The 21,614-nt window shown below is 71.5% G+C and carries 21 protein-coding genes; 10 read left to right on the plus strand and 11 right to left on the minus strand.

What is annotated here, in order from left to right:
• Window positions 1–22: 22 nt before the first annotated feature.
• The 4 genes from ACQPZX_RS27870 to ACQPZX_RS27885 all read right to left on the minus strand — a co-directional run bounded on the left by ACQPZX_RS27870 (window position 23) and on the right by ACQPZX_RS27885 (window position 2,957).
• On the minus strand, window positions 23–811 hold the full coding sequence (locus ACQPZX_RS27870; RefSeq protein ID WP_433361092.1) for a hypothetical protein: 789 nt from the start codon (window positions 809–811) through the stop codon (window positions 23–25).
• Entirely contained in the window at window positions 811–1,347 is a 537-nt protein-coding gene (locus tag ACQPZX_RS27875) for a hypothetical protein (protein ID WP_433361095.1), read from the minus strand. Before ACQPZX_RS27875 ends, ACQPZX_RS27870 begins: the two co-directional genes overlap by 1 nt.
• A gap of 59 nt (window positions 1,348–1,406) precedes the next feature.
• Window positions 1,407–1,847, minus strand: a complete 441-nt coding sequence (locus tag ACQPZX_RS27880) for a VOC family protein (RefSeq protein WP_433361098.1) — start codon at window positions 1,845–1,847, stop codon at window positions 1,407–1,409.
• 69 nt (window positions 1,848–1,916) lie between these two features.
• Window positions 1,917–2,957, minus strand: coding sequence for an NAD-dependent epimerase/dehydratase family protein (locus tag ACQPZX_RS27885; protein ID WP_433361101.1), 1,041 nt, complete (start codon window positions 2,955–2,957; stop codon window positions 1,917–1,919).
• A 139-nt stretch (window positions 2,958–3,096) separates the two neighbouring features.
• Here ACQPZX_RS27885 and ACQPZX_RS27890 point away from each other — a divergent pair, with 139 nt between their 5' ends.
• The 4 genes from ACQPZX_RS27890 to ACQPZX_RS27905 all read left to right on the plus strand — a co-directional run bounded on the left by ACQPZX_RS27890 (window position 3,097) and on the right by ACQPZX_RS27905 (window position 7,416).
• Entirely contained in the window at window positions 3,097–3,696 is a 600-nt protein-coding gene (locus tag ACQPZX_RS27890; RefSeq protein ID WP_433361103.1) for an AMIN-like domain-containing (lipo)protein, read from the plus strand.
• A gap of 581 nt (window positions 3,697–4,277) precedes the next feature.
• Entirely contained in the window at window positions 4,278–5,384 is a 1,107-nt protein-coding gene (locus tag ACQPZX_RS27895) for a sugar ABC transporter substrate-binding protein (RefSeq protein ID WP_433361106.1), read from the plus strand.
• Window positions 5,381–6,139 carry an ATP-binding cassette domain-containing protein gene (locus tag ACQPZX_RS27900; RefSeq protein ID WP_433361109.1) on the plus strand — a complete coding sequence of 253 codons (759 nt, stop codon included), beginning with the start codon at window positions 5,381–5,383 and terminating at the stop codon, window positions 6,137–6,139. Before ACQPZX_RS27895 ends, ACQPZX_RS27900 begins: the two co-directional genes overlap by 4 nt.
• The gene (locus ACQPZX_RS27905; protein ID WP_433361112.1) at window positions 6,136–7,416 is read left to right on the plus strand and encodes a sugar ABC transporter permease; all 1,281 of its coding nucleotides are present in this window, start codon (window positions 6,136–6,138) and stop codon (window positions 7,414–7,416) included. The genes ACQPZX_RS27900 and ACQPZX_RS27905 overlap by 4 nt, the downstream gene beginning before the upstream one ends.
• A 2-nt stretch (window positions 7,417–7,418) precedes the next feature.
• Here the strand turns inward: ACQPZX_RS27905 and ACQPZX_RS27910 are convergent, their stop codons facing one another.
• Window positions 7,419–8,741, minus strand: coding sequence for an ATP-binding protein (locus ACQPZX_RS27910; RefSeq protein ID WP_433361114.1), 1,323 nt, complete (start codon window positions 8,739–8,741; stop codon window positions 7,419–7,421).
• Window positions 8,742–8,801: 60 nt separating this feature from the next.
• Between ACQPZX_RS27910 and ACQPZX_RS27915 the strand changes: the two genes are divergently transcribed.
• Both ACQPZX_RS27915 and ACQPZX_RS27920 read left to right on the plus strand, forming a co-directional pair.
• A complete protein-coding gene (locus ACQPZX_RS27915; RefSeq protein WP_433361117.1) occupies window positions 8,802–9,203 on the plus strand; it encodes a DUF1003 domain-containing protein in 402 nt (133 codons plus the stop codon).
• Window positions 9,204–9,216: 13 nt separating this feature from the next.
• Window positions 9,217–9,891, plus strand: a complete 675-nt coding sequence (locus ACQPZX_RS27920) for a response regulator transcription factor (protein WP_433361120.1) — start codon at window positions 9,217–9,219, stop codon at window positions 9,889–9,891.
• On the opposite strand, the gene ACQPZX_RS27925 is transcribed toward ACQPZX_RS27920, so the two are convergent.
• A complete protein-coding gene (locus tag ACQPZX_RS27925; protein WP_433361123.1) occupies window positions 9,892–10,575 on the minus strand; it encodes an alpha/beta fold hydrolase in 684 nt (227 codons plus the stop codon).
• 95 nt (window positions 10,576–10,670) lie between these two features.
• Between ACQPZX_RS27925 and ACQPZX_RS27930 the strand changes: the two genes are divergently transcribed.
• The 3 genes from ACQPZX_RS27930 to ACQPZX_RS27940 are packed head-to-tail and all read left to right on the plus strand — an operon-like array spanning window position 10,671 to window position 15,248.
• Window positions 10,671–11,588, plus strand: a complete 918-nt coding sequence (locus ACQPZX_RS27930) for a helix-turn-helix transcriptional regulator (protein ID WP_433385461.1) — start codon at window positions 10,671–10,673, stop codon at window positions 11,586–11,588.
• A 9-nt stretch (window positions 11,589–11,597) separates the two neighbouring features.
• Window positions 11,598–12,074, plus strand: a complete 477-nt coding sequence (locus ACQPZX_RS27935) for a hypothetical protein (protein ID WP_433361126.1) — start codon at window positions 11,598–11,600, stop codon at window positions 12,072–12,074.
• A gap of 21 nt (window positions 12,075–12,095) precedes the next feature.
• Complete coding sequence (locus ACQPZX_RS27940) at window positions 12,096–15,248, plus strand: NACHT domain-containing protein (RefSeq protein ID WP_433361129.1); 3,153 nt, start codon at window positions 12,096–12,098, stop codon at window positions 15,246–15,248.
• Here the strand turns inward: ACQPZX_RS27940 and ACQPZX_RS27945 are convergent.
• On the minus strand, window positions 15,241–16,344 hold the full coding sequence (locus ACQPZX_RS27945; protein ID WP_433361132.1) for a cellulose binding domain-containing protein: 1,104 nt from the start codon (window positions 16,342–16,344) through the stop codon (window positions 15,241–15,243). The two genes, ACQPZX_RS27940 and ACQPZX_RS27945, sit on opposite strands and share 8 nt — an antisense overlap.
• Before the next feature lie 132 nt (window positions 16,345–16,476).
• Between ACQPZX_RS27945 and ACQPZX_RS27950 the strand changes: the two genes are divergently transcribed.
• Window positions 16,477–17,523 (plus strand): alcohol dehydrogenase catalytic domain-containing protein, encoded by a 1,047-nt coding sequence (locus ACQPZX_RS27950; RefSeq protein WP_433361135.1) that lies wholly within the window; start codon window positions 16,477–16,479, stop codon window positions 17,521–17,523.
• A 6-nt stretch (window positions 17,524–17,529) separates the two neighbouring features.
• On the opposite strand, the gene ACQPZX_RS27955 is transcribed toward ACQPZX_RS27950, so the two are convergent.
• From ACQPZX_RS27955 to ACQPZX_RS27970, 4 genes are all read right to left on the minus strand, one after another.
• A complete protein-coding gene (locus tag ACQPZX_RS27955) occupies window positions 17,530–17,976 on the minus strand; it encodes an OsmC family protein (RefSeq protein ID WP_433361138.1) in 447 nt (148 codons plus the stop codon).
• Between the two features lie 10 nt (window positions 17,977–17,986).
• Entirely contained in the window at window positions 17,987–19,153 is a 1,167-nt protein-coding gene (locus ACQPZX_RS27960) for a VOC family protein (RefSeq protein WP_433361141.1), read from the minus strand.
• 58 nt (window positions 19,154–19,211) lie between these two features.
• Window positions 19,212–20,453, minus strand: coding sequence for a BtrH N-terminal domain-containing protein (locus ACQPZX_RS27965; protein ID WP_433361144.1), 1,242 nt, complete (start codon window positions 20,451–20,453; stop codon window positions 19,212–19,214).
• Window positions 20,454–20,665: 212 nt separating this feature from the next.
• Window positions 20,666–21,610, minus strand: a complete 945-nt coding sequence (locus ACQPZX_RS27970; RefSeq protein ID WP_433361147.1) for an NAD-dependent epimerase/dehydratase family protein — start codon at window positions 21,608–21,610, stop codon at window positions 20,666–20,668.
• Window positions 21,611–21,614 lie beyond the last annotated feature (4 nt).

Below are 21,614 nucleotides of genomic sequence, written 5' to 3' on the forward strand. Positions count from 1 at the left end.
CACCTCTCACCGGACGGCCCGGTCACGAGCCGTCGCAGGGCACGCCCGCAGCGGGCGCCTTCTGGGTACGCGGCGTCTGCGGCGCGTAGATCTTCGTCCGGGCGAAATCGGCGGCCGGCACCGGCGGAACCTGGAACTCCGGCTTCACCAGGGTCTGCCCGACCGTCGGGTCCACGTCCGCGTACACGATCTTGTCGGCCTTGTCGCGCATGATCAGCACGAAGTCGGAGACGCAGATCGGCGTGGACGGCGGCTCCACCTTGACGGTGCCGGTCACGGTGGACATGCCCTGCGCGCCGGGCTTGCCGCGCGCGAGATCCACCACCTCGGGCCGCGCCCAGCCCGAGAAGTCGGGCGCGGGCTGCACGGTGTAGTCGATCACCTGCGCCTTGAGCCCGCTGACCTGGGCGCCCTTGGGCAGTTGCAGCGGCCCGGCCACCGCCAGCTCGGCGCCCGGGAAGAGCACCCCGCCGAAGGCGATCGTGTCGTCGGTGCTCACCTCGTCGCCGGCCTTGTTCACCGCCGCCACCCGGAACCGCAGCTTACGGACCACCTGGTCGCATTTACTGCGATAGACCATCCCGTACGAGAACAGCCGGCCGTCCGCCCAGGTGGAGGTAATCTGCGGCGCGCAGTCGGGCCGTGGCGTCGCCGAGGCGCTGGGTGCGGCCGACGGTGTGCCGCTCGGCCCGGCGACGGTCGGGTCGGCGTCGCCGCGGCGCAGGATGACGGTGATGCCACCGGCCACGACCAGCACGGCGAGCCCGATCAGCAGCCAGTGCCCCGACTGCAGCCGACTCTCGCCGCTCATCAGATCTCCCGTCCGGTGGCCCGCATCGACCGGGGCAGGCCGATGTCGTAGACCGCGTCCGTCAGCAGCGTCACCCGGGCCCGGTGGCCGGCCAGCAAGGAGCTGATCGCGCCGTCCACCTCGGCCAGGAAATCCTGCTCGGTCAGCGACCCTACCGGGTCATCCTTGATCTCCACACGCCACGACACCAGTGCGCGGCTGCGCACCGTCACCCATCCGCGTGGGGAGACCCCGGCCACCCTCAGCTCGCCGAGACGGCGCTCGAACTCCCGATCCTCCCCGGTGGCCTCGGGCTCATCGTCCCGATCGGTCCAGGACGCCACGATCTCGAGGTAGCGCCGCCGGTACGCGGTCCACAGCAGAGTCGCCAACGCCTCCAGCTGGCGTCCCAGGTCGGGGGCGCGATAACCCCGGTAGGCGCCGGCGCGGAACCACACCCGCACCTCGCCCCGGCCGCGCGCGCTCGCCGCCACTCCCCCGTCCGGCGATTCCGCCTGGACCGCGAGCGACGAGAGCCTCTCGGCCAGCTCCCCCATGACACCCCGCACACGTCGGCAACACTCGCCGTCACCATATCGGAGCGTGTCCATGGACCTCAGGAGAGCTCTTCGGCCAATCCGACGACGATGCCCTCGGGGCCGCGGACGTAGCAGAGCCGGTACACGTTCTCGAAGTCCTCCACCTCGCCGACCAGCTCGGCGCCGTGGGCACGCAGGCGGGCGACGGTGTCGTCGACGTCGTCCACGGCGAACATGACCCGCCGGATGCCCAGCGTATTGGCCGGCGCGTCCGCCGGCTCCGAGCGGATCGCCTTCGGCGTGTGGAACATCGCCAGCTCGATTTTCCCGGGACCGCCCGGGACCCGCAGCATGGCGACGTCCTGCCGCACGTCGTCGACGTTGATCACGCGCTCCACCCACCGCCCCTCGACCGGCCCCTTGCCCTCGAGCTCCATGCCGAGCTCGACGAAGAACGCGATGACGGCGTCGATGTCCTCGACGACGATGAGGACGTTGTCCATGCGCTGAAGCGCCATGCTGAGTCTCCTTGGTGAGTGCGGTTTCGTAGCGGGGACGGAACCGCCGCGCGGTTCTCGACATCTTCGTCAGCGCGAATTCGCCGCGCGCCACTTCACGTAGTCGGCCACGGCCGTGGCGACGTCGAAGGCGGGCATGAAGCCGGTGTCCCCGGTGAGCCGGGTGATGTCGAGGTAGGGGTCGGCGCCGGGGCCGTGCTGCCGGCCGGGCAGGAGGTCGATCCGCGCGCCCGGGACGGCCGCCTCCACCGCGTCCGCGAGCTCGCGGTAGGTGAACGAGCGGCCGCCGGACACGTTGTAGGTGTCGTGCCGCAGCTCGTCCGCGGTCATCAGCAGCGCGATCGCGCGGCCGGCGTCGGGCGCGTAGCAGAAGTCGCCACCATCGCCGGCGTGCACCGTCCGCGGCTGCTCCCCGCGCAGGGCGGCGCTGATGAACGGCGGGATGGCGTTGAACGGCGACTCCGGGTCCATCAGCGGCCCCCACGTGCTCCCGATCCGCAGCACGACCGGCTGGACGCCGCTGCCGAGCAGGCCGTGGGTGGTGAGCGGCTCGACCGCCTTCTTGAACGCGATGATCGGGTGCGGCAGCGACGCGGTGGGCAGCGCGAGCTCCTCGTGCCACGGGACCTCGCGGCGCCCGATGTACGCGCCGAGGCTGCTCGCCACGGCGAACCGGCGCACCCGCCGGGCGCGGGCGACATCCAGCGCGTTGAGCAGCCCGATCATGTCGGTCCGGAAGTAGTCGACCGGGTTCTCGCCCGGGATGCTGCCGGCCAGGTGGACGACGTCGCCGATGCCGTGCCGGTCGGCGAGCGCGAGAAACGCGTCCCGGTCGGTGACGTCGAGCCGCTCGACGGTCACCCGCCCGGCGTCGGCCACCGGGCCGGCGTCAGCGGCCCGGCCGGCGTCAGCGGCCCGGCCGGCGTCAGCGGCCCGGCCGGCGTCAGCGGCCCGGCCGGCCAGGAACGACGGGACCTTGGCCCGGCGGTGCGAGGTGACGACGACCTCGCGGCCGAGCTCGGCGAGCGCGCGGGCGGTCTGCGCGCCGATCATGCCCAGCCCGCCGGTGACCAGGATCGCCGGCCCGCTGTCTGTGTCGTTGTCGGTCACCCGGTCGAACCTAGGCGCCGCGCGGCCGCCGGTCTTGAACGAAACGCGCAGAACCGCGGGCGGCACGAATCCGGGAATACACCGGGCCCGGAAGTGCCTAGCCTGATCTCACCCTGCACCAGCGACGGAGGCCACGGCCATGAAGGGAACCACCGCGCTCATCGTTCTCATCGCACTCACCGTCACCGGCGGTTGCGCCGGCGGCTCCACCCCCACCGCGGCATCATCACCACCACCGGCGACGACAGCTGCCTCGCCCTCACCCTCGCCCTCGTCCTCCTCGCAGGCCCGGGAAGTCACGGCCGCGGCGACCACCTGGGCGACGACCCCGGTCACCGTCACCCACGAGCCGCCCGTGCCGCCGGTTCCCGTGGTCACCGGCATCCGGTACGCCGCACACAGCGACGGCTTCGACCGCATCGTGCTGGACATTCCGGGCGCACTGCCCGGTTACCAGGTCAAGTACGTGACCGAGGTACGCAGCGACGGCTCCGGCGAGCCGGTCCCGATGCCCGGCGCGGCCTTCCTGCTGATCGTCCTGCATCCGGCCCAGGCGCACCGCGACGACGGCACCCCCACCGTGACCGGCACCCACCGCACCGGCCTGGCGACCATCAAGGCCTACGCGGTCGCCGGCGACTACGAGGGCTACGTCACGATCGCCCTCGGCCTGAGCGGCAAGCACAAGTTCCACGTCGGCGAGCTGACCAACCGCATCTACGTGGACGTCGCCGTCTGAAGCGCCGGGTGGCGCTAGTGTCCGCGCCATGACGGAGATCGATTGGTCAGACGTCCGGCCTCGCATCGCGGCCCTGGCCGGACTCGCCGGCGCCGCGGAGGATTTCGGCGCCACGCCCGGAATGCGGTCTCTTTCCGCTGCGATGCGTCAACGGGCGCTGGCGGTGGGAAGGCGACGGCGCCTCCCTCAACGACCGTGAAACGCTCGCCCTGCCGTTCGGCCACACCCGAGCCTTCAACCCGGCCGACGACCTGCCTCCACAGCCGGAGACCGGCCTGCTCTACCTCTGCGACCTGGGCTGCGCCGCGCGTGAGGCACTTGTCGTGAGTGGCCCGTCCCGTGGTCAGATGTGGGCCGACAACACAGCGGACGAAGAGGGCTTCCATCCCCTGCAGAACCCGGATGGCAGCCGAGTGACCTTCGCCGACTGGTACCGCGCCTGGCTCAGCGAGTCCGAAGAGGCAGCACTACACAACGGCCCGCGGCGCCGCCAGTAGTCGAGCACAAGCAAGCTCTCACGGCTGTCTCATTTTCGCGGTCGCATCGTGGGTTCCAGTTTCTGAACTGGAAGGAGCACATCGATGCGTACCTCGCCCCGCCGGGCCGTGGCGCTCGCCGGAGTCGCCGTCACGGTGCTGGCCGGACTGGCCGCGTGCGGCAACAACAACTCGGGTGGCGGCGCCGGCAGCGCCGCACCCGCCAACACCAAGGTCGGCATCCTCTTGCCGGACACCTCGACGTCGCCGCGGTGGGTGTCGGCGGATCCGAACGAGCTCAACAAGCAGTGCATCGCGTTCAAGCTGACCTGCTACATCGACAACGCCAACGGCAGCGCCACCACGCAGCAGGCGCAGGCCCAGGCGCTGATCAACGCCGGCGTGGGGGTGCTGCTGCTCACCAACCTCGACCCGGGGTCCGGCAAGGCGATCGAGTCGCTCGCGCAGCAGCACAACGTCGTCACGATCGACTACGACCGGCTCACCTCCGGCGGCAACGCCGCCTACTACGTCTCGTACGACAACGTGAAGGTCGGCGAGGACCAGGGCACCGCGCTCACCCAGTGCGCGCAGGTCAAGGGCAAGAGCACGGTCAACTACGTGGAGATCGACGGCGCCGCGACCGACAACAACGCGACGCTGTTCGCCCAGGGCTACAACTCGGTGCTGTCGAAGCAGGCGGGCTGGAAGAAGCTCGCCGACCAGAGCGGCAACTGGGACGCCGCGACCGCGCAGACGGTGTTCACCACGATGCTCGGGCAGCACCACGACATCAACGCCGTCATGGTGGCCAACGACACCATGGCCCAGTCGGTGATCAACGTGCTCAAGGCGCAGGGCCTGTCCGGCAAGGTGGCGGTCTCGGGTCAGGACGCCACGGCGGGCGGCCTGGACAACGTGATGGCCGGCACCCAGTGCTTCACGATCTACAAGCCGGTCGCGGGTGAGGCCGACGTCGCGATCAAGCTGTCCTCGCAGATCCTCGCCGGACAGAAGCCGGCCGCGCCGGCCACCGTCAAGGACCCGGTCAGCGGACGCGAGGTCCCGTCGTACCTGGCCGCGCCGACCGTGATCACCAAGGCGAACGTCGCGCAGCCGGTCACCGACGGCTACGTCACCTACGCCGCGGTCTGCCCGACCGCCTCGCTGGCAAAGCTCTGCACCGCCAACGGCCTCAAGGCCGGCCAATGACGCTCGAGCTGCGTGGCGTGGACAAGTCGTTCGGGCCGGTGCGCGCGCTGTCCGGGGTGAGCCTCACGGCTCGCCCCGGCGAGATCACCGCGCTGGTCGGCGACAACGGCGCCGGGAAGTCAACGCTCATCAAGTGCGTCGGCGGCATTCACCGCATCGACGCCGGCGAGATCCTCTTCGACGGCGTCGCGCAGGTGCTGCACGGGCCGCGTGACGCCGCGGCCCTGGGCGTGGAGATCGTTTACCAGGACCTGGCGCTCGCCGACAACCTCGACGTCGTCGAGAACATGTTCCTCGGCCGGGAGGACGTCACCCGGCTCCGCACCCTCGACGAGAACAGCATGGAACGCAAGGCCCGCGCCGCGCTGACGTCGCTGTCGGTGCGGACCGTCCGATCCGTACGCCAGAAGGTCTCGAGCCTTTCCGGCGGCCAGCGGCAGACCGTGGCGATCGCCAAGGCCGTCCTCTGGCAGTCGCGGGTGGTCATCCTGGACGAGCCGACGGCGGCGCTCGGCGTCGCCCAGACCGAGCAGGTCCTCGATCTGGTCCGGCGGCTGGCCGGCCAGGGCGTGGCGGTGCTCCTGGTGTCGCACAACATGAACGACGTCATGCGGGTGGCCGACTCGATCGCGGTGCTGTACCTGGGCCGGACGGCGGCCCAGGTCCGCCGGATCGACGTCACCCAGACCCAGGTGGTCGAGCTGATCACGGCGGGCCGCTCGGGCGAGCTCGGACTTTCGGGGGCGGTCGTATGAGCGCGCCGATCGACGAGATCGCCGAGCAGAACGAGCCCGGCGACAGCCCGCCGCCCGAGGGCAGGGCGGCCCTGGCCGCGTACACGCGCGGCTACCTGGCCCGTCTGCGTGGCGGTGAGCTGGGTTCGCTTCCCGCGCTGGTCGGGCTGGTGGTCATCACCGCGGTGTTCGCCGTGGTGCACCAGGGCTTCCTCAGCGCGTACAACATCGAGGCGCTGGTGATCCAGGCCGCGCCGATCATCGTGATGGCGATGGGCCTGGTCTTCGTGCTGCTGCTCGGCGAGATCGACCTGTCGGCCGGCACCACCGGCGGGCTCTGCTCGGCGCTGATGGCGGTGCTCGAGCTGCGCCACGGGGTGCCCTGGTTGCTGGGCGTCCTGATCGCGCTGGCCGCGGGCGTCGCGATCGGCCTGGGGATCGGCTGGCTGCGGGCCCGGGTCGGCATCCCGTCGTTCGTCATCACGCTCGCGACGTTCCTGGCGTTCCAGGGCGTCACGCTGATCCTGATCGGCGGGCAGGGGTCGGTGAACCTGCCGGACGGCAACCCGCTGATCGAACTGGAGAACAGCTTCGTCCCGATCTGGCTGGGCTGGGTGCTCCTGGCACTCTTCGTTCTCGGGTACGCGTCGATCAAGGTGAACGACGCGCGGGGACGCCGCCGGGCCGGGCTACCGCCGGTGCCGTACACGGTCATCGCCGCGAAGGTGGTGCTGCTGGCGGTCGTCGGCGCTGCTTTCACGTACGAGATGGGCTTGAACCGCAACCTGGTCGCCAACGCCTTCTTCAGCAACAAGGCCCAGGGCATGCCCTGGGTCGTCGTGTTATTGGTGATCCTGTACGTGCTGTGGCACTTCATGCTGAGCCGCACGCGCTACGGCCGGCACGTCTACGCGGTCGGCGGCAACGAGGAGGCCTCGCGCCGGGCCGGTGTGGTGGTGAACCGGGTGCGGATCTCGGTCTTCGCGATCGGATCCGGGATGGCCGCCATCTCCGGGCTGGTCGCCGCGTCGCTGCTGCAGTCCGTGCAGTCGAACGCGGGCGCCGGCAACACGCTGCTGCTCGCGGTCGGCGCGGCCGTCATCGGGGGCACGTCGCTCTTCGGCGGCCACGGCCGGATCATCGACGCGGTGCTGGGCGGGCTGGTCGTCGCCGTCATCATCAACGGGATGAGCGACCTGATCCAGGGCGCGAACTCCTCGGGCTACGAATACATCGTGACCGGCGCGGTGCTGCTGCTCGCGGCGGGTTTCGACGCGGTCGTGCGCCGCTCACGCTGAGGTCAATTCATCGGAAGCCGCACGGTCACCACGCCGCCGCCCTCGTTGCGGATCCCGGCGCTGCCGCCGTGCGCGATCATGACGGCCCGGACGATGGACAACCCGAGGCCCGCGCCGGACGCACGCGAGCTCGTACCGCGGACGAACCTTTCGAACGCGGAGGCGAGCACATCCGGCGGGAACCCCGGGCCATCGTCGGCCCACTCCAGGCGGACCGCTGTCCGCTCCATTCCAATCCGTACGGCGACCGTGGCGGCCCCGGCGGCGGCACTGTTGGCGGCCAGGTTGGCGAACACCTGGCGCAACCGGTCCGGGTCGGCTTCCACCACAACCGGCTCGCCGCGGACGGTGATCGCGAGGCCCATCGCCGGGCCCAGGGCGCGGGCCTCGGCGGCCGCGAGATCGGCCAGGTCGACCGGCTCGCGGTGCACCGCCAGGGACCCGTCGCGCTCGCGGGCCAGCAGCAGCAGGTCCTCGGTGAGCCGGGCGAGCCGGTCGACCTGGTCCTGCGCGGCCAGCAGCGACCGGCGCACCTCGGCCGGATCATCTTCGGACAATGCCAGCTCGATCTCCCCGCGCAGCACCGCGACCGGCGTGCGCAGCTCGTGGCTCGCGTCGTCGACGAACTCCCGCTCCCGGGCGAACGCCACGGCGAGCCGGGCCAGCATGGCGTCCAGAGTGGCGGCCAGCCGGGCGATCTCGTCGTCGCCGGCCACCGCCGGGAGCCGGCGCCCGTTCTCCAGGGTCGAGATGGCCGCGGCCTCCCGGGTCAGCACGTCCACCGGGCGCAGCGCGGCCCGGACCAGCGTCCAGCCCAGCCCGGCCAGCACCGCGGCCAGCAGCGGCACCGCGGCCACGATCACCAGCATCTGGCGGCTGCTGGCCTGCTCGACCACGCCGTAGGGCAGGGCGACGGTCAGCACGTCCCCCGACCCGACCACCCGCGACCGCAACCGGACGTCGGCGGCATGGCCCTCCGGCCCGAGCGGGAGGGTACGGCTCGACGACACCATCCCCCGGATCGCGCGCACCTCCGCCGGCTGCAGCAGTCGCTGGCCGGCCAGCGACGCCGAGCCGGCCATCACGGTCCCGTCCGCGTTGTAGAGCTGCGCGTACGGATCGCTGGTCACCGCGCTCAGGTCACCGTCGCGCAAGGCCGCCACCAGGTCGTCGCCGCGGCTGCTGAGGTCGTCGTCGACGGACGTGCGCAGCTCCCGGTCCAGCGCCACGAACAGCAGCGACAGGCAGAGCACGAGTGCGGCGAGCGTGCCGGCGGCGAACAGCAGGACCAGCCGGGAGCGCAGCGAGCGCGGCATCAGGCGCATGGATCGACCCTGGCACGGCGCTCACGGATTTCTCATGCGCCGGGGAGCAGTGTGACTGCCATGACTGATTGGGACCGCCACCCCGGGGTACGAACCGGGCGGCGGCTGAGCCCCGGCGAGCGCGCGGCCGATCTGGTCCTGCGGGTCGCCGGCACCTGGCGCTACCTGCTCGTGCTGGCGGCCGTGGTCGTCGCGGCGGCCACCGCCGCGGTCGTGGGCGACCGGCACGCCGGGGCGGTGGCGGTGCTCGGGCTCGTGCTGTCGGCGGTGGCGTTGCTCGAGGTGTCGCTGGTGCTGATGTCCGGCCGGCACGCCGACCGCAAGGGGTTGGAGGCGGCACTGTACGACGTGGACCAGGGCCGGCGCGCCACGGCCGCCGCCGAGGATCTCCGGGCCGAGGTGCAACGCCTGCGCGAGGAGATGGCCCGGGTGGTCGCGCGTGCGGACCGCCGCGGTTTCTAGCTTTGGGGTACGCATGAGGATGCTGGTGGTCGAGGACGACCGGGCGATGTCGGCCATGCTGTCGCGCAGCATGCGCCGCGCGGGGTACGCGGTCGACGCGGTCGGCACCGGCACCGACGCGGTCTGGGGCATCACCGAGACCGACTACGACATCGTGGTGCTGGACGCGATGATCCCGGCGCCGGACGGCTTCGAGGTGCTGCGCGAGGTGCGCGACCGCGGCCGCTGGGTGCCGGTGCTCATGCTCACCGCCCGCGACGCGATGGCCGACAAGGTGCGGGGGCTCGACTCGGGCGCCGACGACTACCTGACCAAGCCGTTCGCGCTGGCCGAGCTGCTGGCCCGGGTGCGGGCGCTGGCCCGGCGCGACGTCCGGGAGCGGCCGGCCGAGCTCCGGGTGGCGGACCTGGTCCTCGATCCGGCCACCCGGTCGGTGTGCCGCGGCGGCACCGCGGTGAGCCTGTCGCCGAAGGAGTTCTCGCTGCTGCACGAGCTGATGCGGCGCGCCGGCGAGACGCTGACCCGCACGTACCTGATCGAGCACGTGTGGGACTTCGCCTACGACGGCGGGTCCAACGTGGTCGACGTCTACGTCCGGTACCTGCGGGACAAGGTCGACCGGCCGTTCGGCCGGGACTCCATCCAGACCGTACGGGGTGTCGGCTACCGCCTCGACCCGGCCGTTTGATCAGGCGCTGGTCAGGATCCGGGCCAGCTCGGCCGGGCGGGTCAGCATCGGCCAGTGGCCCGAGTCGATGTCGACCAGGTCGACGTGCTTGACCCGGGCGAGCTCGGGCAGCTCACCGGCGTCCCGCCACTCCCGCAGCTCGGCCGGCGTGTACTCGGGGCAGACCATCACGACGGGCAGGTCGTAGCGCCGCTCGTCGGTCAGGCGGACGGTCGCCTTGGCCACCGCCTCGGGCACCGGAACGGCGGCGGCGGTGAACCTCTTACGCGCCTCCTCGTCGAGGTCGGCCGAGTCGGCGCCCTCGAAGGGCTCCCAGCCAGGGAAGGGCATCGCGCCGTTCTCGATCGGGAACGAAGGGGAATAGTTGTCGCCGTCGGCCGACGGGAACCCGCCGACCAGCACGACCTTGCTCACTCGCTCGGGGCGCGCGTCGGCGGCCATCCAGGCCAGACCGCAGGCGGCGGAGTGGCCCACGAGGACGGGCCGGCCGGGCGCCGCGTCGACGGCCGCGACGACCGCGCCGACCTGGTCGTCGAGCGTCGCCGCGACGTTCCCGTCGCCCTGGCCGGGCAGGGCGACGACCACGGCGTTGCGGCCGGACTTCTCGATCTCGGCGACGACGGCGTCCCACGCCGAGGGATCGAGCCAGAGGCCGCCGACAAGCACGATGTTTTCGTCAGTCATGCCCTCAACCTATGACCCATTCCGGACGTTCTACTTCCGGTATGTTGACTCGGGTGGAAAGTCCCACCGCCCGGGCGCTGCGCACGCTCGAGATCCTGCAGGCCCGGCCGGGCACGACGGCCGAGCAGCTGGCGTCGGCCCTCGGCGTGACCGAGCGTGCCGCGCGGCGATATGTCGGGATCCTCCGGGAGGCCGGCATCCCGGTCGAGTCCGCCCGCGGGCCGTACGGGGGCTATCGCCTCGGCCGCGGCGCCCGGCTGCCGCCCGTGGTCTTCACCGAGGAGCAGGCGCTCGGTCTGGTCATGGCCGTGCTCGACGGGCACCCGTCGGCCATCGACGCCGCCGATCCGGTCGGCGAGGCGCTCAGCAAGGTCATCCGCGCGCTGCCGGAGAGCGTCGGCCGGCAGGCGGCGGCGCTGCGGGCGTACGCGTCGGCTGCCCCCGACCGCCGGGCCGCGCGCGCCGATCCCGCCACGACAAGCGCGCTGGTCGCGGCCGTTGCCGCCCGCCGCCGGGTGGCCGTCACCTATGCGGGCGAGAGCGGCAGCGAGTGGGAGGCCGAGGTCGATCCGTGGGCGGTGGTGGTGCGCTTCGGCCGCTGGTATCTGCTGTGCCACTCGCACCGGGCCGGCGCGATCCGCACGTACCGGATCGACCGGATGCGCGACGTGCGGCAGCTGCCGCAACCCTTCACCCCGCCCGACGGCCTCGACCCGGTCGCCGCCCTGGAGGAAAACCTGGGCTCGGGCTGGAAGTACCCGACCCGCGTGGTGTTCCACGCGCCCTACGAGCGGGTGGCGCCCTGGATCCGGCCGCCGATGGGCCGCCTCGAGGCCGGCGGCGACCGGTGCGTGCTCACCGGGACCACGAGAAACACCGAGATGTACGCCCAGGAGTGGCTGGCCGCCATCCCGTTCGCCTTCACCGTCGAGGAAGGACCGGAGCTGCGCGCCGCCGTGGCCGCCGTCGCCGCCCGTTTCGCTGCTTCGATCGACGTCGATTCAGGGGCGTAGGATGCCGCCGTGACGGTCGAGCAATGGGCGCTCGCGGCGTCCGTCTTCTTCGCGGGACCGTGGTCCGGCCTGCTGGCGATGCTGACCACGATCCTGCACCCGATGCTGGCGGCGATGGACGGCCGCGATTTCCGCAACTTCATGGGCGCCTTCTTGCGCTTCGCGCGAAAGGCGTGGTTCAACTACGCGTGCTCGATCGGCATGGGCGTCGCGCCGATCGTCGCGCTGATCGCCCTCTGGGACGACCGCGGCAGCGCGTCGTTCTGGCTCACCCTGATCGGCTGGATCCTGGTGATCGCCGGCGTGTACGTGGTCGCCAACGTGTGGAAGGAACCGCACTACGACCGCATGCTGGCGTGGGACCCGGAAAACATGCCGGCAGACTGGGAGGCGGGCCGCCGCAAGTACTTCAGCATCAACTGGATCAACGCTGGGTCGACCTGGGCCGCGTTCGTTCTGTTCCTGGCGGCTCTGCTCGCCCTCTGAGCCGGCCGTTAAGGTACGTCGATGCGGCCCCGCCAACTCAGCTACGCCGACGCCGCGCGGCTTCTCGGCAGCGCGGACGAACCCGTCATCCGGCTGCTGGGTGCCGTGACCGGCGCCGCGGCCACCGCGGTGACCCTGGGCAGCCTCGGCGGCAACGACCTGTTCGCCCTTCGCGGCGAGCTGATCAAGTGGGGCAACGACGCGGTGAGCCACCTGCGGGAGCGGGTCACCGGTGTGCGGCGCTTCGACCGTACGCAGCGCCTCGTCGCCGCCCACGCGATCGTCGTGGTCACCGCCTTCTACGAAGCACTCGATGTGGACCTGACGGCGGCCCGGCTGACCGCAGGAGAGCAAGTCGCCATCGCGACGTCGACCACCGCGATGAACCGGTACGCCGACTGGGTAGGGATTCTGGTCGACACTCCCCTGCCGATCCCCGCTCCGCACCGGCCGTTCGAGGCAACCGTGCGAGACCTCGAGCAGTTCTTCGAGAACGCAGCCGCGGCCGTTCGGGATTTTCTGGGCGGCCTGAGCGCATTCGAGGGCCGCGACGCTCCGGTGGTCGTCGCGAGCGAGGTGCGCCGGACGGCCACCGACCGCTACACGCAGGCCTATCGGCGCCTGATCACACAAGCGCCCGAGTTCGGCGTCTGGGCGGGAATGGTCGACGCGCAGGCGACCCGCACCCTGCTGCGGGAAACCGCGGCCGATCTGTCGGTGCAGCTCGCCGGCCTCCGCGCGGTCTCGCCCGCCGCCGCCCTCGACGCCGTCGTCGCGGGACTCGGCAAGCGATACCGGGCGGGACTCGAGACGCGCATCCTCGGTTCGACGCAGGCGCCCGCGCACGTCGTCCTCCCCAGCCTCGGCGACAGCTATGTCAACCCGCGTGGCCGGACCTCGGTGGCCGGACCGCGCGATCTTCCGGCCACCGAGGCGTGGTGGCAGCGATCCAGCGTCGTCGACGACGTCCAGGGCTTCCTCCTCGCCCATCTCACCGGCCCGGAGGCTGTGATGAGCCCGCTGGTGGTGCTCGGTCAGCCCGGCTCCGGCAAGTCCGCGATGACCCGGGTCCTCGCCGCACGACTGCCCGCGGCCGAGTTCCTGGTCATCCGGGTCGAGCTACGCAACGTGCCGGCCGACTCGTCGATCCAGACGCAGATCGAGGAGTCGCTGCTGCAGATGCTCGGCGAACGCGTCTCGTGGCCGGATCTCGCGCGCCGGGCCGGCGCCGCGCTGCCGGTGGTGATCCTGGACGGCTTCGACGAGTTGCTGCAGGCCACCGGGATGAACCGGGCGGACTACCTCGAGCTGATCAAACAGTTCCAGCAGCGCGAGGAGGAGCTCGACCGGCCCGTCGCGGTGCTCGTCACCAGTCGTACCGTGGTCGCCGACCGCGCACGGTTCCCGGACGGCACCGTCGTCCTCCGGCTCGAGCCGTTCGACGAGCCACGGGTCCGCGCCTGGGTCGGCATCTGGAACGCCCACAATGCCGCGAGCCTGACCGGCCGGGACCTGCACCCGCTGTCCGCCGAGACGGTCCTCTCGCACGGCGAGCTGGCCGGCCAGCCCCTGCTCCTGTTGCTGCTCGCGCTCTACGACGCGGGCGCCAACGCGTTGCGGTCCGCCGACCGGAACCTCGGCCGCGTCGACTTGTACGAGCGGCTCTTCGCCGACTTCATCGAACGGGAGGTCGTCAAACAGCACGGGAACCGGACCGACGACCGGCGCCGCGACGAGGTCGACGCGGAGTGGCGCCGCCTCAGCGCGGTAGCGCTGGCCAGCCTGAACCGAGGCGGCGACGTGATCCTCGAAGCGGAGCTGAACGAGGACCTCCCGCATCTGCTGTGGGAGGCCGACCTACGCCCGGCGCTCGAGGAGTCGGCCGATCGCGCCCTGTCCGTCAGCCAGATGATGGTCGGCCGGTTCTTCTTCGTCCACGAATCCCGGGCCGCTCGGGACACCGGCGGCCCGGAACGCAGCTTCGAGTTCCTGCACGCCACCTTCGGGGACTTCCTGGCCGCCCGGCAGATCGTCGCCTCCCTCGTCGACGTGGCGGAGGAACGCCTCCACCAGCGACGCCGCCAGGGCGTGGCCGACCCCGGTCCGCTGTACGCGATCACGTCGTTCGTCACCATCGCCCGGCGCGCACCGCTGTGGGAGTTCTGCCGGGGGTTGCTCGGCAAACTCGGCGCCGACAAGCGGCGCATCTGCCGTGAGCTGGCGCTGGATCTGCTGCCCGAGGCCGGCTACGCCCATCCGACGTGGACGAGGGGCGACTACGAGCCGCGGCGGACACCGTTGGCGACCCGGCATGCCGCGTTCTCGGCGAACCTCGTGTGCTTCGTCGTCCTGCTCAGCGACAAGCCGGTGGACGCGGCCGAACTGGTCGGCGAACCGGTCGTGGACAACTGGCGGCGGCAGGCGTTGCTGTGGCAGTGCCAGCTTGACGGCGAGGACGCCAAGCGCATGTGGCAGACGCTGCGAGTGGCCTGGCGGTTGGACACCGACCCCACGCGCTTGGAGGTACGCGCGGAGGACGGCACGGCGGTAGGCGTCTACGAATCGTTGCCGTGGCCGCCGTACGAACGTCCCGCCACCTACCGCGCCGACGATCACGCGATGCTGGCGCCCGACGTGTCGGTCGCCGCCGACGGCCAGATCGGACGCTCACTGCGCCGGTCGGCGTTCGTGCAGACCGGCCACGACGTACGGGAATGCCTCTATGACCTCATGCCCTATTGGCGGAACGTCGGCGTGCCGGGCCTGCACGAGGTCGAGGGCGAGCCGTTCCTGGTGTCCGAAGCGGCCCTGTTCTTCGACCTGCTCCTGTCTGGGACGCGGGGTCGGCAACGCGCCAAGCAGTACGCGTGGGCGTTCTCGCTGATCGAACAGCGCCGGCAGCGTGACCTGCTCATCCGGCAGCTCGCCGACGACGCTTCACGGCTGCCGGCCGACGACCTGGTCTGGATCTTCGAGCAGCTCGCGACCAGCGACGTCGGCAGCATGCCGGCAGAATTCCTGGCCATGCTGTCGGCCACTGCCCGGCGCGAGACTCTGGCCCTGCTCAACGCCATCAACTGGGATTTCTCGCCGGAGCCGGACAACCCCGTGCGAGCGGAGCTGATCCGGCTCTACCAGAACCTCGGCCTCGAGGACCCGTTCACGCTCAGCTGAGGGTGCAGGTCACCGCCGGGGTGGCGTTGGTGGTGGCCGACGAGGCGAGGAAGCCGAAGGTGGCGGTTCCGCCCACGGTCAGGCGGGCGTTCCAGTCGACGTTGCGGGCGGTCACGGCGGCGCCGGGTTGGGTGACGGTGGCGTTCCAGGACTGGGTGACGGTCTGGCCGTTGGCGAAGGAGAACGTCGCCGTCCAGCCGGTGGAGGTGGTCGCGGAGCCGTTCTTGACGGTGACTTCGCCCTGGAAGCCGCCGGTCCACTGGGAGACGACCTTGTAGGTGGCCGTGCATCCGGTTGTCGGCGGCGCGGTCGTGGGAGGTGTCGTCGGGGGCGTGGTGGGCGGTGTCGTCGGCGGGGTGGTGGGCGGTGTCGTCGGCGGCGTTGTCGGGGTCGTGCCGCCGAGGACGCGCGTCACCGCTGGGTACCAGGCGTCGGACATCTTCTGGAAGCCGGTGTCGTTCGGGTGAGTGCCGTCGACGTTGTCGGCTACCGCGTCGTAGCCGGTCCACAGGTCGGCGACCGTGATCGGCGAGCGGGTCGTGGTCAGGCCGGCCGCCCAGGCCGGGATCGCGTTGTCGAGCGCCGCCACGTCGGCCGGGCAGGTGGCGCAGGCGGCCGCGCTCATCGGGATGATCTGGGCGACGACGATTTTCATGTCGGGGTTCTGGGCGCGCATCTGGCCGACCAGCTTGGTGAAAGCGGTCAGCTTGTCCTGCAACGGGATGTAGCCGCCCCACATGTCGTTGGTGCCGAGGTGCATGAGGACGACGTCGGGCTGGGCGGCGGCCAGCCACGGCGGCAGCTGGTTGTTGCTCGCGATGCCGGTGGCCGAGAACCCGCCGTGTCCCTCGTGGTCGAAGTCGTAGCTGTAGCCGGGATTGCAGCCGCCGCCGTCGGACTGGGTGCCGACGAAGTCGATGCCGGTGTAGCCCGAGGTCTGCAGCCGGTGCCAGAGCTTGGCGCGCCAGCAGCCGGGCCCGGCCGTGATCGAGTCGCCGAGCGCCATGATCCGTACGGGAGCGGCGGCGTGCGCGGACGGAGCCACGATGACCACGGCGGCGACCGCCAGCAGGACGGACAGCAGGATCCGACGCATCTTCGGGCCTCCGGCGAGATTGAACCCAGTCGATGGGAGCGCTCCCAGAAGCATCGACGCTTTTCCCGTACGCGTCAAGCCGTCCCATATTGCGACGGCCGCCCCCGCACCTCGCCGTTAGCGTCGGCCGTTATGAAGGCACTCGTCTATCACGGCCCGGGCCGCAAGGCCTGGGAGGACGTTCCGGATGCCACGATCATCGAGCCGACCGACGTGGTCGTCCGGGTGGACACCGCCACGATCTGCGGCACGGACCTGCACATCCTGCACGGCGACGTGGCCGCCGTGACCGACGGCCGCATCCTCGGCCACGAGGCGGTCGGCACCGTCACCGCGGTCGGCGACGCGGTCAAGGGATTCGCCACCGGCGACCGGGTTCTGGTGCCGGCGATCACCAAGTGCGGCCGGTGCGAATACTGCCAGCGCGGCATGCCGTCGCACTGCCAGACCGTCGGCGGGATCGGCTGGATCTTCGGCCACCTCATCGACGGCACCCAGGCCGACCTGGTCCGCGTGCCCTATGCGGACACTTCCCTCTACGCCGTACCGCCGAACGTCACGAACGAGCAAGCCATCTTCCTGGCCGACTCGCTTCCCACCGGCTACGAGGTCGGCGTCCTGGCCGGCGAGGTACGCCCCGGCCACACGGTGGCCGTGGTCGGCGCCGGCGCGGTCGGCCTGGCCGCCATCCTGACCACCGGCCTGTGGGGCGCCTCGCGGGTGATCGCCATCGACGCCAACAAGTTCCGCCTGGAGAAGGCCCTCGAATTCGGTGCGACCGACGTCTTCGAGGCCGGCGACAGCACGGCCGGCGACGTCCTGGCCCTCACCGACGGGCTCGGGGTCGACGTAGCGATCGAGGCTGTCGGCTACCCCGAGACGCTGCTGACCGCCGCCTCACTGGTGCGGCCGGGCGGCACCATCGCCAACATCGGCGTGCACGGCGTGCCCGTCTCGCTGCCGATGCAGGACATGTGGATCAAGAACGTCCGGCTGACCATGGGCCTGGTCGACACGGTCTCGATCCCGACGCTGCTCAAGATGGTGGCGAGCGGCCGCATTCCGGCCGAGAAGATGGGCACCCACTCGTTCAACTTCGATCAGATGGATGAGGCGTACGGCGTCTTCGGCAACGCCGCGGCCAACTCCGCCCTGAAGGTCATCATCACGCCCGCCTGAAGGCGGCTACGCGGAGCCGGTCGGCGCCGGCGCGATGTGGGTGTCGACCGGAGTGCCGAGCTGGACCGTGCGCGAGACGGTGCAGAGCCGGTCGTGCGACATCCGCGCCGCTCGCGGCAGCATCTCCCGGGCGGCGTCGCCGGCGGCGCCCTCCGGGAACGAGACGCGCAGCTCGATGGCCAGGTTGACCAGCCGGTTGCCGCCGCTCTCGTCCCGCACCTTGTCCCCGGTGACGTGGACGACGAAGCTGTCCGGCTCCGCGCGCTTGCTCGTGATGTAGTCGACGTCGGCGCCCGTACAGCCGCCGAGCGCGGCGAGCAGCAGCTCCACCGGGCTGAACTCGGCGCCGTCCCCGACGCCGACGGTTATCGTGCCGCCACGGGCGTTGCGGACCTCGTACTGGCCAAGGCTCGTGCGCTGCAGGGTCACCGAGCGCTGGGTGTCATCCGCCATACCAGCGAACCTATCCCACGATGATCGCCATCTCGTTGCCTTCAGGGTCGGCGATCCGCCAGCGGCCCGCCGACTCGTCCAGGAGCCGGCCACCGGCCGCGACGGCCGCGGCGAGGCGCGTCTGAGCGAGCTCCGACGGCACGGCGAGCTCGAAGTGGATGCGGTTGCGCTGCCGGCGTCGTTCGGTCTCCGCGGCGTCGAGCTCCTGGAACACCAGCACCGGGTTCAGCCGCCGCGGATCGTGGATGTCGCTGACCCCGGTTCGCCGGTCGTGGGTGTATCCGAGGGCGGCGACCCAGAACGCGCGCACCGCGGCGACGTCGGCAGCGTCGAGGAAGAGCTGCGCGAAGCGCGGCAGCCCCGGATCCGCGGTGGCTCCGAGCTCGCGGGCCGCGGTCTGGATGGCTGCGGCGAGGTCGGTGAAGTCGAGCTCGAGGCCGTGGGCGTCGGCGTCGGCCTGGTCCTTGCCGCTGTCGATGATGACGAGGCCGGGACGCAGGTCGACCAGCAGCGGGAAGCCCGCGTCGCCGGCCAGCGCCGCCGCCGCGGCGGCCAGGTCGCGCTGCTGCGCCGGCGAGGTGACGCGGTAGCACGCCATCGCGCTGAACACCGCCTGCCAGTCGGCCGTCGCGGTGTCCTCGCCGAGCGCGTCGCCCGGCACCAGGTCGACCTCGTTGCCGTCGGGGTCGGCGTGACAGACCCCGTACGGTCCCGACGCCTCGCCGGGACGCGCCTGCTCGACCACCGCGGCCGGCCGCACCACGTCGAGGTGGACGCGGTTGCGCAACGGCCGCGGCTCGGCCGACTGCCGGATCCGGATCGCGGGGTCGCGCCGCAACGGGTCCGCCAGGCCGCCGTCCTCGCCGGGCGCGTAGTCGAGCACACGCTGCCAGAACCCCCGCAGCGCGGACGGGTTCGCGGATTCGAACACGACGCTCAGGCGCTGCGGCACGGCGGGGTCCGCGGCCAGCCCGAGATCCCGTGCGGCCGCCGACACCGTCTCGGCGTGCTCGCCCGAGTCGAGGCGCACCCGCACGCCGGTCGCGCGCAGGTCGACCACGGCCGGCAGCTCCACGATGCGCCCGGCCAGCGCGGCTCCCTCGGTCAGCGACGGCGCGTCGAACCACGCCGTCGCCACGCCGTCGACCACCTGCCAGTCCGTTCCGATCCGTGTCATGCCCGGCACTGTAGACCTCCAGGGCCGGTCATCTTGGACTTCGACCAGGGGAAGACGCTCATCCGAGCATCTCCACCGCGCGGGTCTCCAGGTCGCGCGCGGCGTCGACCAGGTCGGCCATCTCGGTGAACAACGCGGCTCGGCCGTCGGCGCCGAGGTCGGGCACCGGCGGCAGGGCCGCGATGCGTTCGTCGGTCTCGCGCACATCGGCGCCGATCATGGCGAGCAACATCCGGCGCTCGGACAGTTCCCCGTACTCGCCCGCGTGCTCTTCGGCCCGTGCGGCAAGCGCCGACCAGCGGGCGCCCGACTCGCGGAACAGCTTCGCCGCTCCGGCCAGCGCCGGCCGGTCCAGCATGCCGGCCGCCTCGTCCAGGAAGTCCGCGTAGAGCGGGCGGGTGCCGCCCGGCGCGGTGTAGGACAGTTCGAGGCATTCGTAGAGCCGCCGCATCGCCATGCCGAAGGACTCCGGCGAGCCGAATCGGCGTTGCCACCCCGATCTGGTCCGCCCGTCGCGTAGCTGATCGGCGAATCGGCGCATCCCGGAGAGGCCGAAGTTCGCGTCGAAGCTGTGCCCGAGCACCGGCCCGGTGAGGTGCGCGACGGTGGTCGCGATCGCGCCTTCGACATCCGGCCGGCCGGCGCCCACGGTTTCCACCACGATCCGGTGGTGCCGGCCCTTCTTGTGCCCGGTCCAGGCCGCCGCGAACTCGTCGATCGACAGCCGGTGCGGCACCGCGGCGCAGTCGTCGACGAACACGGTGTCGCCGTCGATGCCGGCCACCACCACGCCGTACGGCTCCGTCGCCGGCGCCGCCTCGCCGCTGTGCCACGGCAGCCGCGCCCGGTCCACGCTGACGTAGACCGGCTTGCCCCGCTCGACGGCGTCGCGCAGCGCGGCCACGGCCCGCGACGGCGACGTGCTGTGTTCCTCGGCGAAGGAGACCGGCAGGCGGCGCAGAGCCGACTCGATCCAGGGATCCGGGTGGTGCTGCGCCACGATCGTCAGGATCGGCGGCGTGCCGCGGTACTCGAAGACCGCGTACATGAAGCCGATACCCCCGGCGAGTCCGCACACCAGCGCCTCGGAGCACGCGATCCCGCCTTGGCGCAGCAGGTGCGCGGCGAGCGAGCTGAGTCGGTGCTGCTCCGGCCCGAACGTGTCGTAGCCGGGAACCAGGCTGCTCGGCGGCGCGGTCGGCGCCGGCCGGACCACATGGCGGCGAGCGGTGGTGTACGACTCGCCGGTGCGCGCCATGCGCTCTCGTACCAGCTGCTTGAGTCGGCGTTGTCCGGTCACGTCCTGTCCCGTCCTGGACGGCGGCAGCGGCATTGCCCCACGCCGGCTCACCGCGCCCCGTCCGGCTGCTTACGGCTGGACATGGACAGCTCGACTACCGCTCCGCGACGGCATGAAGGCCACCTTCGCCCCCGCATCGCCGGCGTGCGTGGTTCGCCGGTCAGGAGGTACGGCGCGCGGACGGCGCCACCGACACTGTACCGCTGCCGCCCCTATCGGCCGCGGTAAGGCGACAGCCGCAGAATCGCGCCTCGCGCGAGCGGCCCGGCCAGTGGCACCAGACGCCGCTTCCAGCCGAGACTCGCCGCGATCGCTTCGGCGATGTCGTCGAAGTCGTGGCGCTGGTAGCGCAGCAGCGCCTCGCTCTCCGTGGTGTCGATCCAGTCGGTGGCGTAGACCGCGGTGCTGAACGCATCGTCCGGCAAGGGCCCGACGCCCATCGCCGCCAGCAGCCGGGTCAGGTACTCCCGATACGTGAGCTGGCACGAGGGTCCCCCGCCGACGAACAGAATCCGGCCCCAGGCCTCGGGCGTCTCCAGCGCGTTGACGATCGCCAGGCCGGCATCGTCGGCGTGCAGGGCCTCGATCCGGTTGTCCAACCCGATCTCGAACATGATCGGGTGCGGATCGCGCACGCCGAGGATCGGCACGTCGGCGAAGCGGAAGATGCACCAGGTCAGGCCGGACTCGCGGATGAGCTCTTCACATTTGATCTTGTGTTCCGTGTACGGGTTGGTCGCGACCAGCGGATCGTCGACAAGGCGGGGCGGCGAGTTCGCCAAGGTGAACCCGTGGACGTCGAAGGTGGACGTGAACAGCAGCCTCGGGGGCGTCGGCTGCGCCCGGCAGGCGGCCACGACGTTGGCCGTGCCGTCGACGTTGACCGCGCGAGCACGTTCCGGCTCCTCGTCGGCAACCGGCGGGATGATCGCCGCGAGGTGGACCACCGCATCCACGCCGGCGGTCGCGCTCAGGACCGCGGCTGCATCGGTGATGTCACCCCAGACCACCTCGACGCCGGGCGGCAGGTCGCGAGCCGTACGCCGCTTGGCTTTGGTCGGCCGCTCGAACCAGCGCACGGTGTGCCCGCGCGCGACCAACTCCGGCAGCGTGTGCGACCCGACATTGCCGGCCGCACCGGTCAGCAAGACCTTCACGTGA

The organism is Actinoplanes sp. CA-142083 (assembly GCF_050942195.1).
GTDB lineage: Bacteria > Actinomycetota > Actinomycetes > Mycobacteriales > Micromonosporaceae > Actinoplanes.

Excerpts from the sequence above, each read along its gene's own strand:
- ACQPZX_RS27870 (WP_433361092.1), bottom strand. The coding sequence starts at position 811 with ATGAGCGGCGAGAGTCGGCTGCAGTCGGGGCACTGGCTGCTGATCGGG.
- ACQPZX_RS27875 (WP_433361095.1), bottom strand. The coding sequence starts at position 1,347 with ATGGGGGAGCTGGCCGAGAGGCTCTCGTCGCTCGCGGTCCAGGCGGAA.
- ACQPZX_RS27880 (WP_433361098.1), bottom strand. The coding sequence starts at position 1,847 with ATGGCGCTTCAGCGCATGGACAACGTCCTCATCGTCGTCGAGGACATC.
- ACQPZX_RS27890 (WP_433361103.1), top strand. The coding sequence starts at position 3,097 with ATGAAGGGAACCACCGCGCTCATCGTTCTCATCGCACTCACCGTCACC.
- ACQPZX_RS27895 (WP_433361106.1), top strand. The coding sequence starts at position 4,278 with ATGCGTACCTCGCCCCGCCGGGCCGTGGCGCTCGCCGGAGTCGCCGTC.
- ACQPZX_RS27900 (WP_433361109.1), top strand. The coding sequence starts at position 5,381 with ATGACGCTCGAGCTGCGTGGCGTGGACAAGTCGTTCGGGCCGGTGCGC.
- ACQPZX_RS27905 (WP_433361112.1), top strand. The coding sequence starts at position 6,136 with ATGAGCGCGCCGATCGACGAGATCGCCGAGCAGAACGAGCCCGGCGAC.
- ACQPZX_RS27910 (WP_433361114.1), bottom strand. The coding sequence starts at position 8,741 with ATGCGCCTGATGCCGCGCTCGCTGCGCTCCCGGCTGGTCCTGCTGTTC.
- ACQPZX_RS27915 (WP_433361117.1), top strand. The coding sequence starts at position 8,802 with ATGACTGATTGGGACCGCCACCCCGGGGTACGAACCGGGCGGCGGCTG.
- ACQPZX_RS27920 (WP_433361120.1), top strand. The coding sequence starts at position 9,217 with ATGAGGATGCTGGTGGTCGAGGACGACCGGGCGATGTCGGCCATGCTG.
- ACQPZX_RS27925 (WP_433361123.1), bottom strand. The coding sequence starts at position 10,575 with ATGACTGACGAAAACATCGTGCTTGTCGGCGGCCTCTGGCTCGATCCC.
- ACQPZX_RS27940 (WP_433361129.1), top strand. The coding sequence starts at position 12,096 with ATGCGGCCCCGCCAACTCAGCTACGCCGACGCCGCGCGGCTTCTCGGC.
- ACQPZX_RS27945 (WP_433361132.1), bottom strand. The coding sequence starts at position 16,344 with ATGCGTCGGATCCTGCTGTCCGTCCTGCTGGCGGTCGCCGCCGTGGTC.
- ACQPZX_RS27950 (WP_433361135.1), top strand. The coding sequence starts at position 16,477 with ATGAAGGCACTCGTCTATCACGGCCCGGGCCGCAAGGCCTGGGAGGAC.
- ACQPZX_RS27955 (WP_433361138.1), bottom strand. The coding sequence starts at position 17,976 with ATGGCGGATGACACCCAGCGCTCGGTGACCCTGCAGCGCACGAGCCTT.
- ACQPZX_RS27960 (WP_433361141.1), bottom strand. The coding sequence starts at position 19,153 with ATGACACGGATCGGAACGGACTGGCAGGTGGTCGACGGCGTGGCGACG.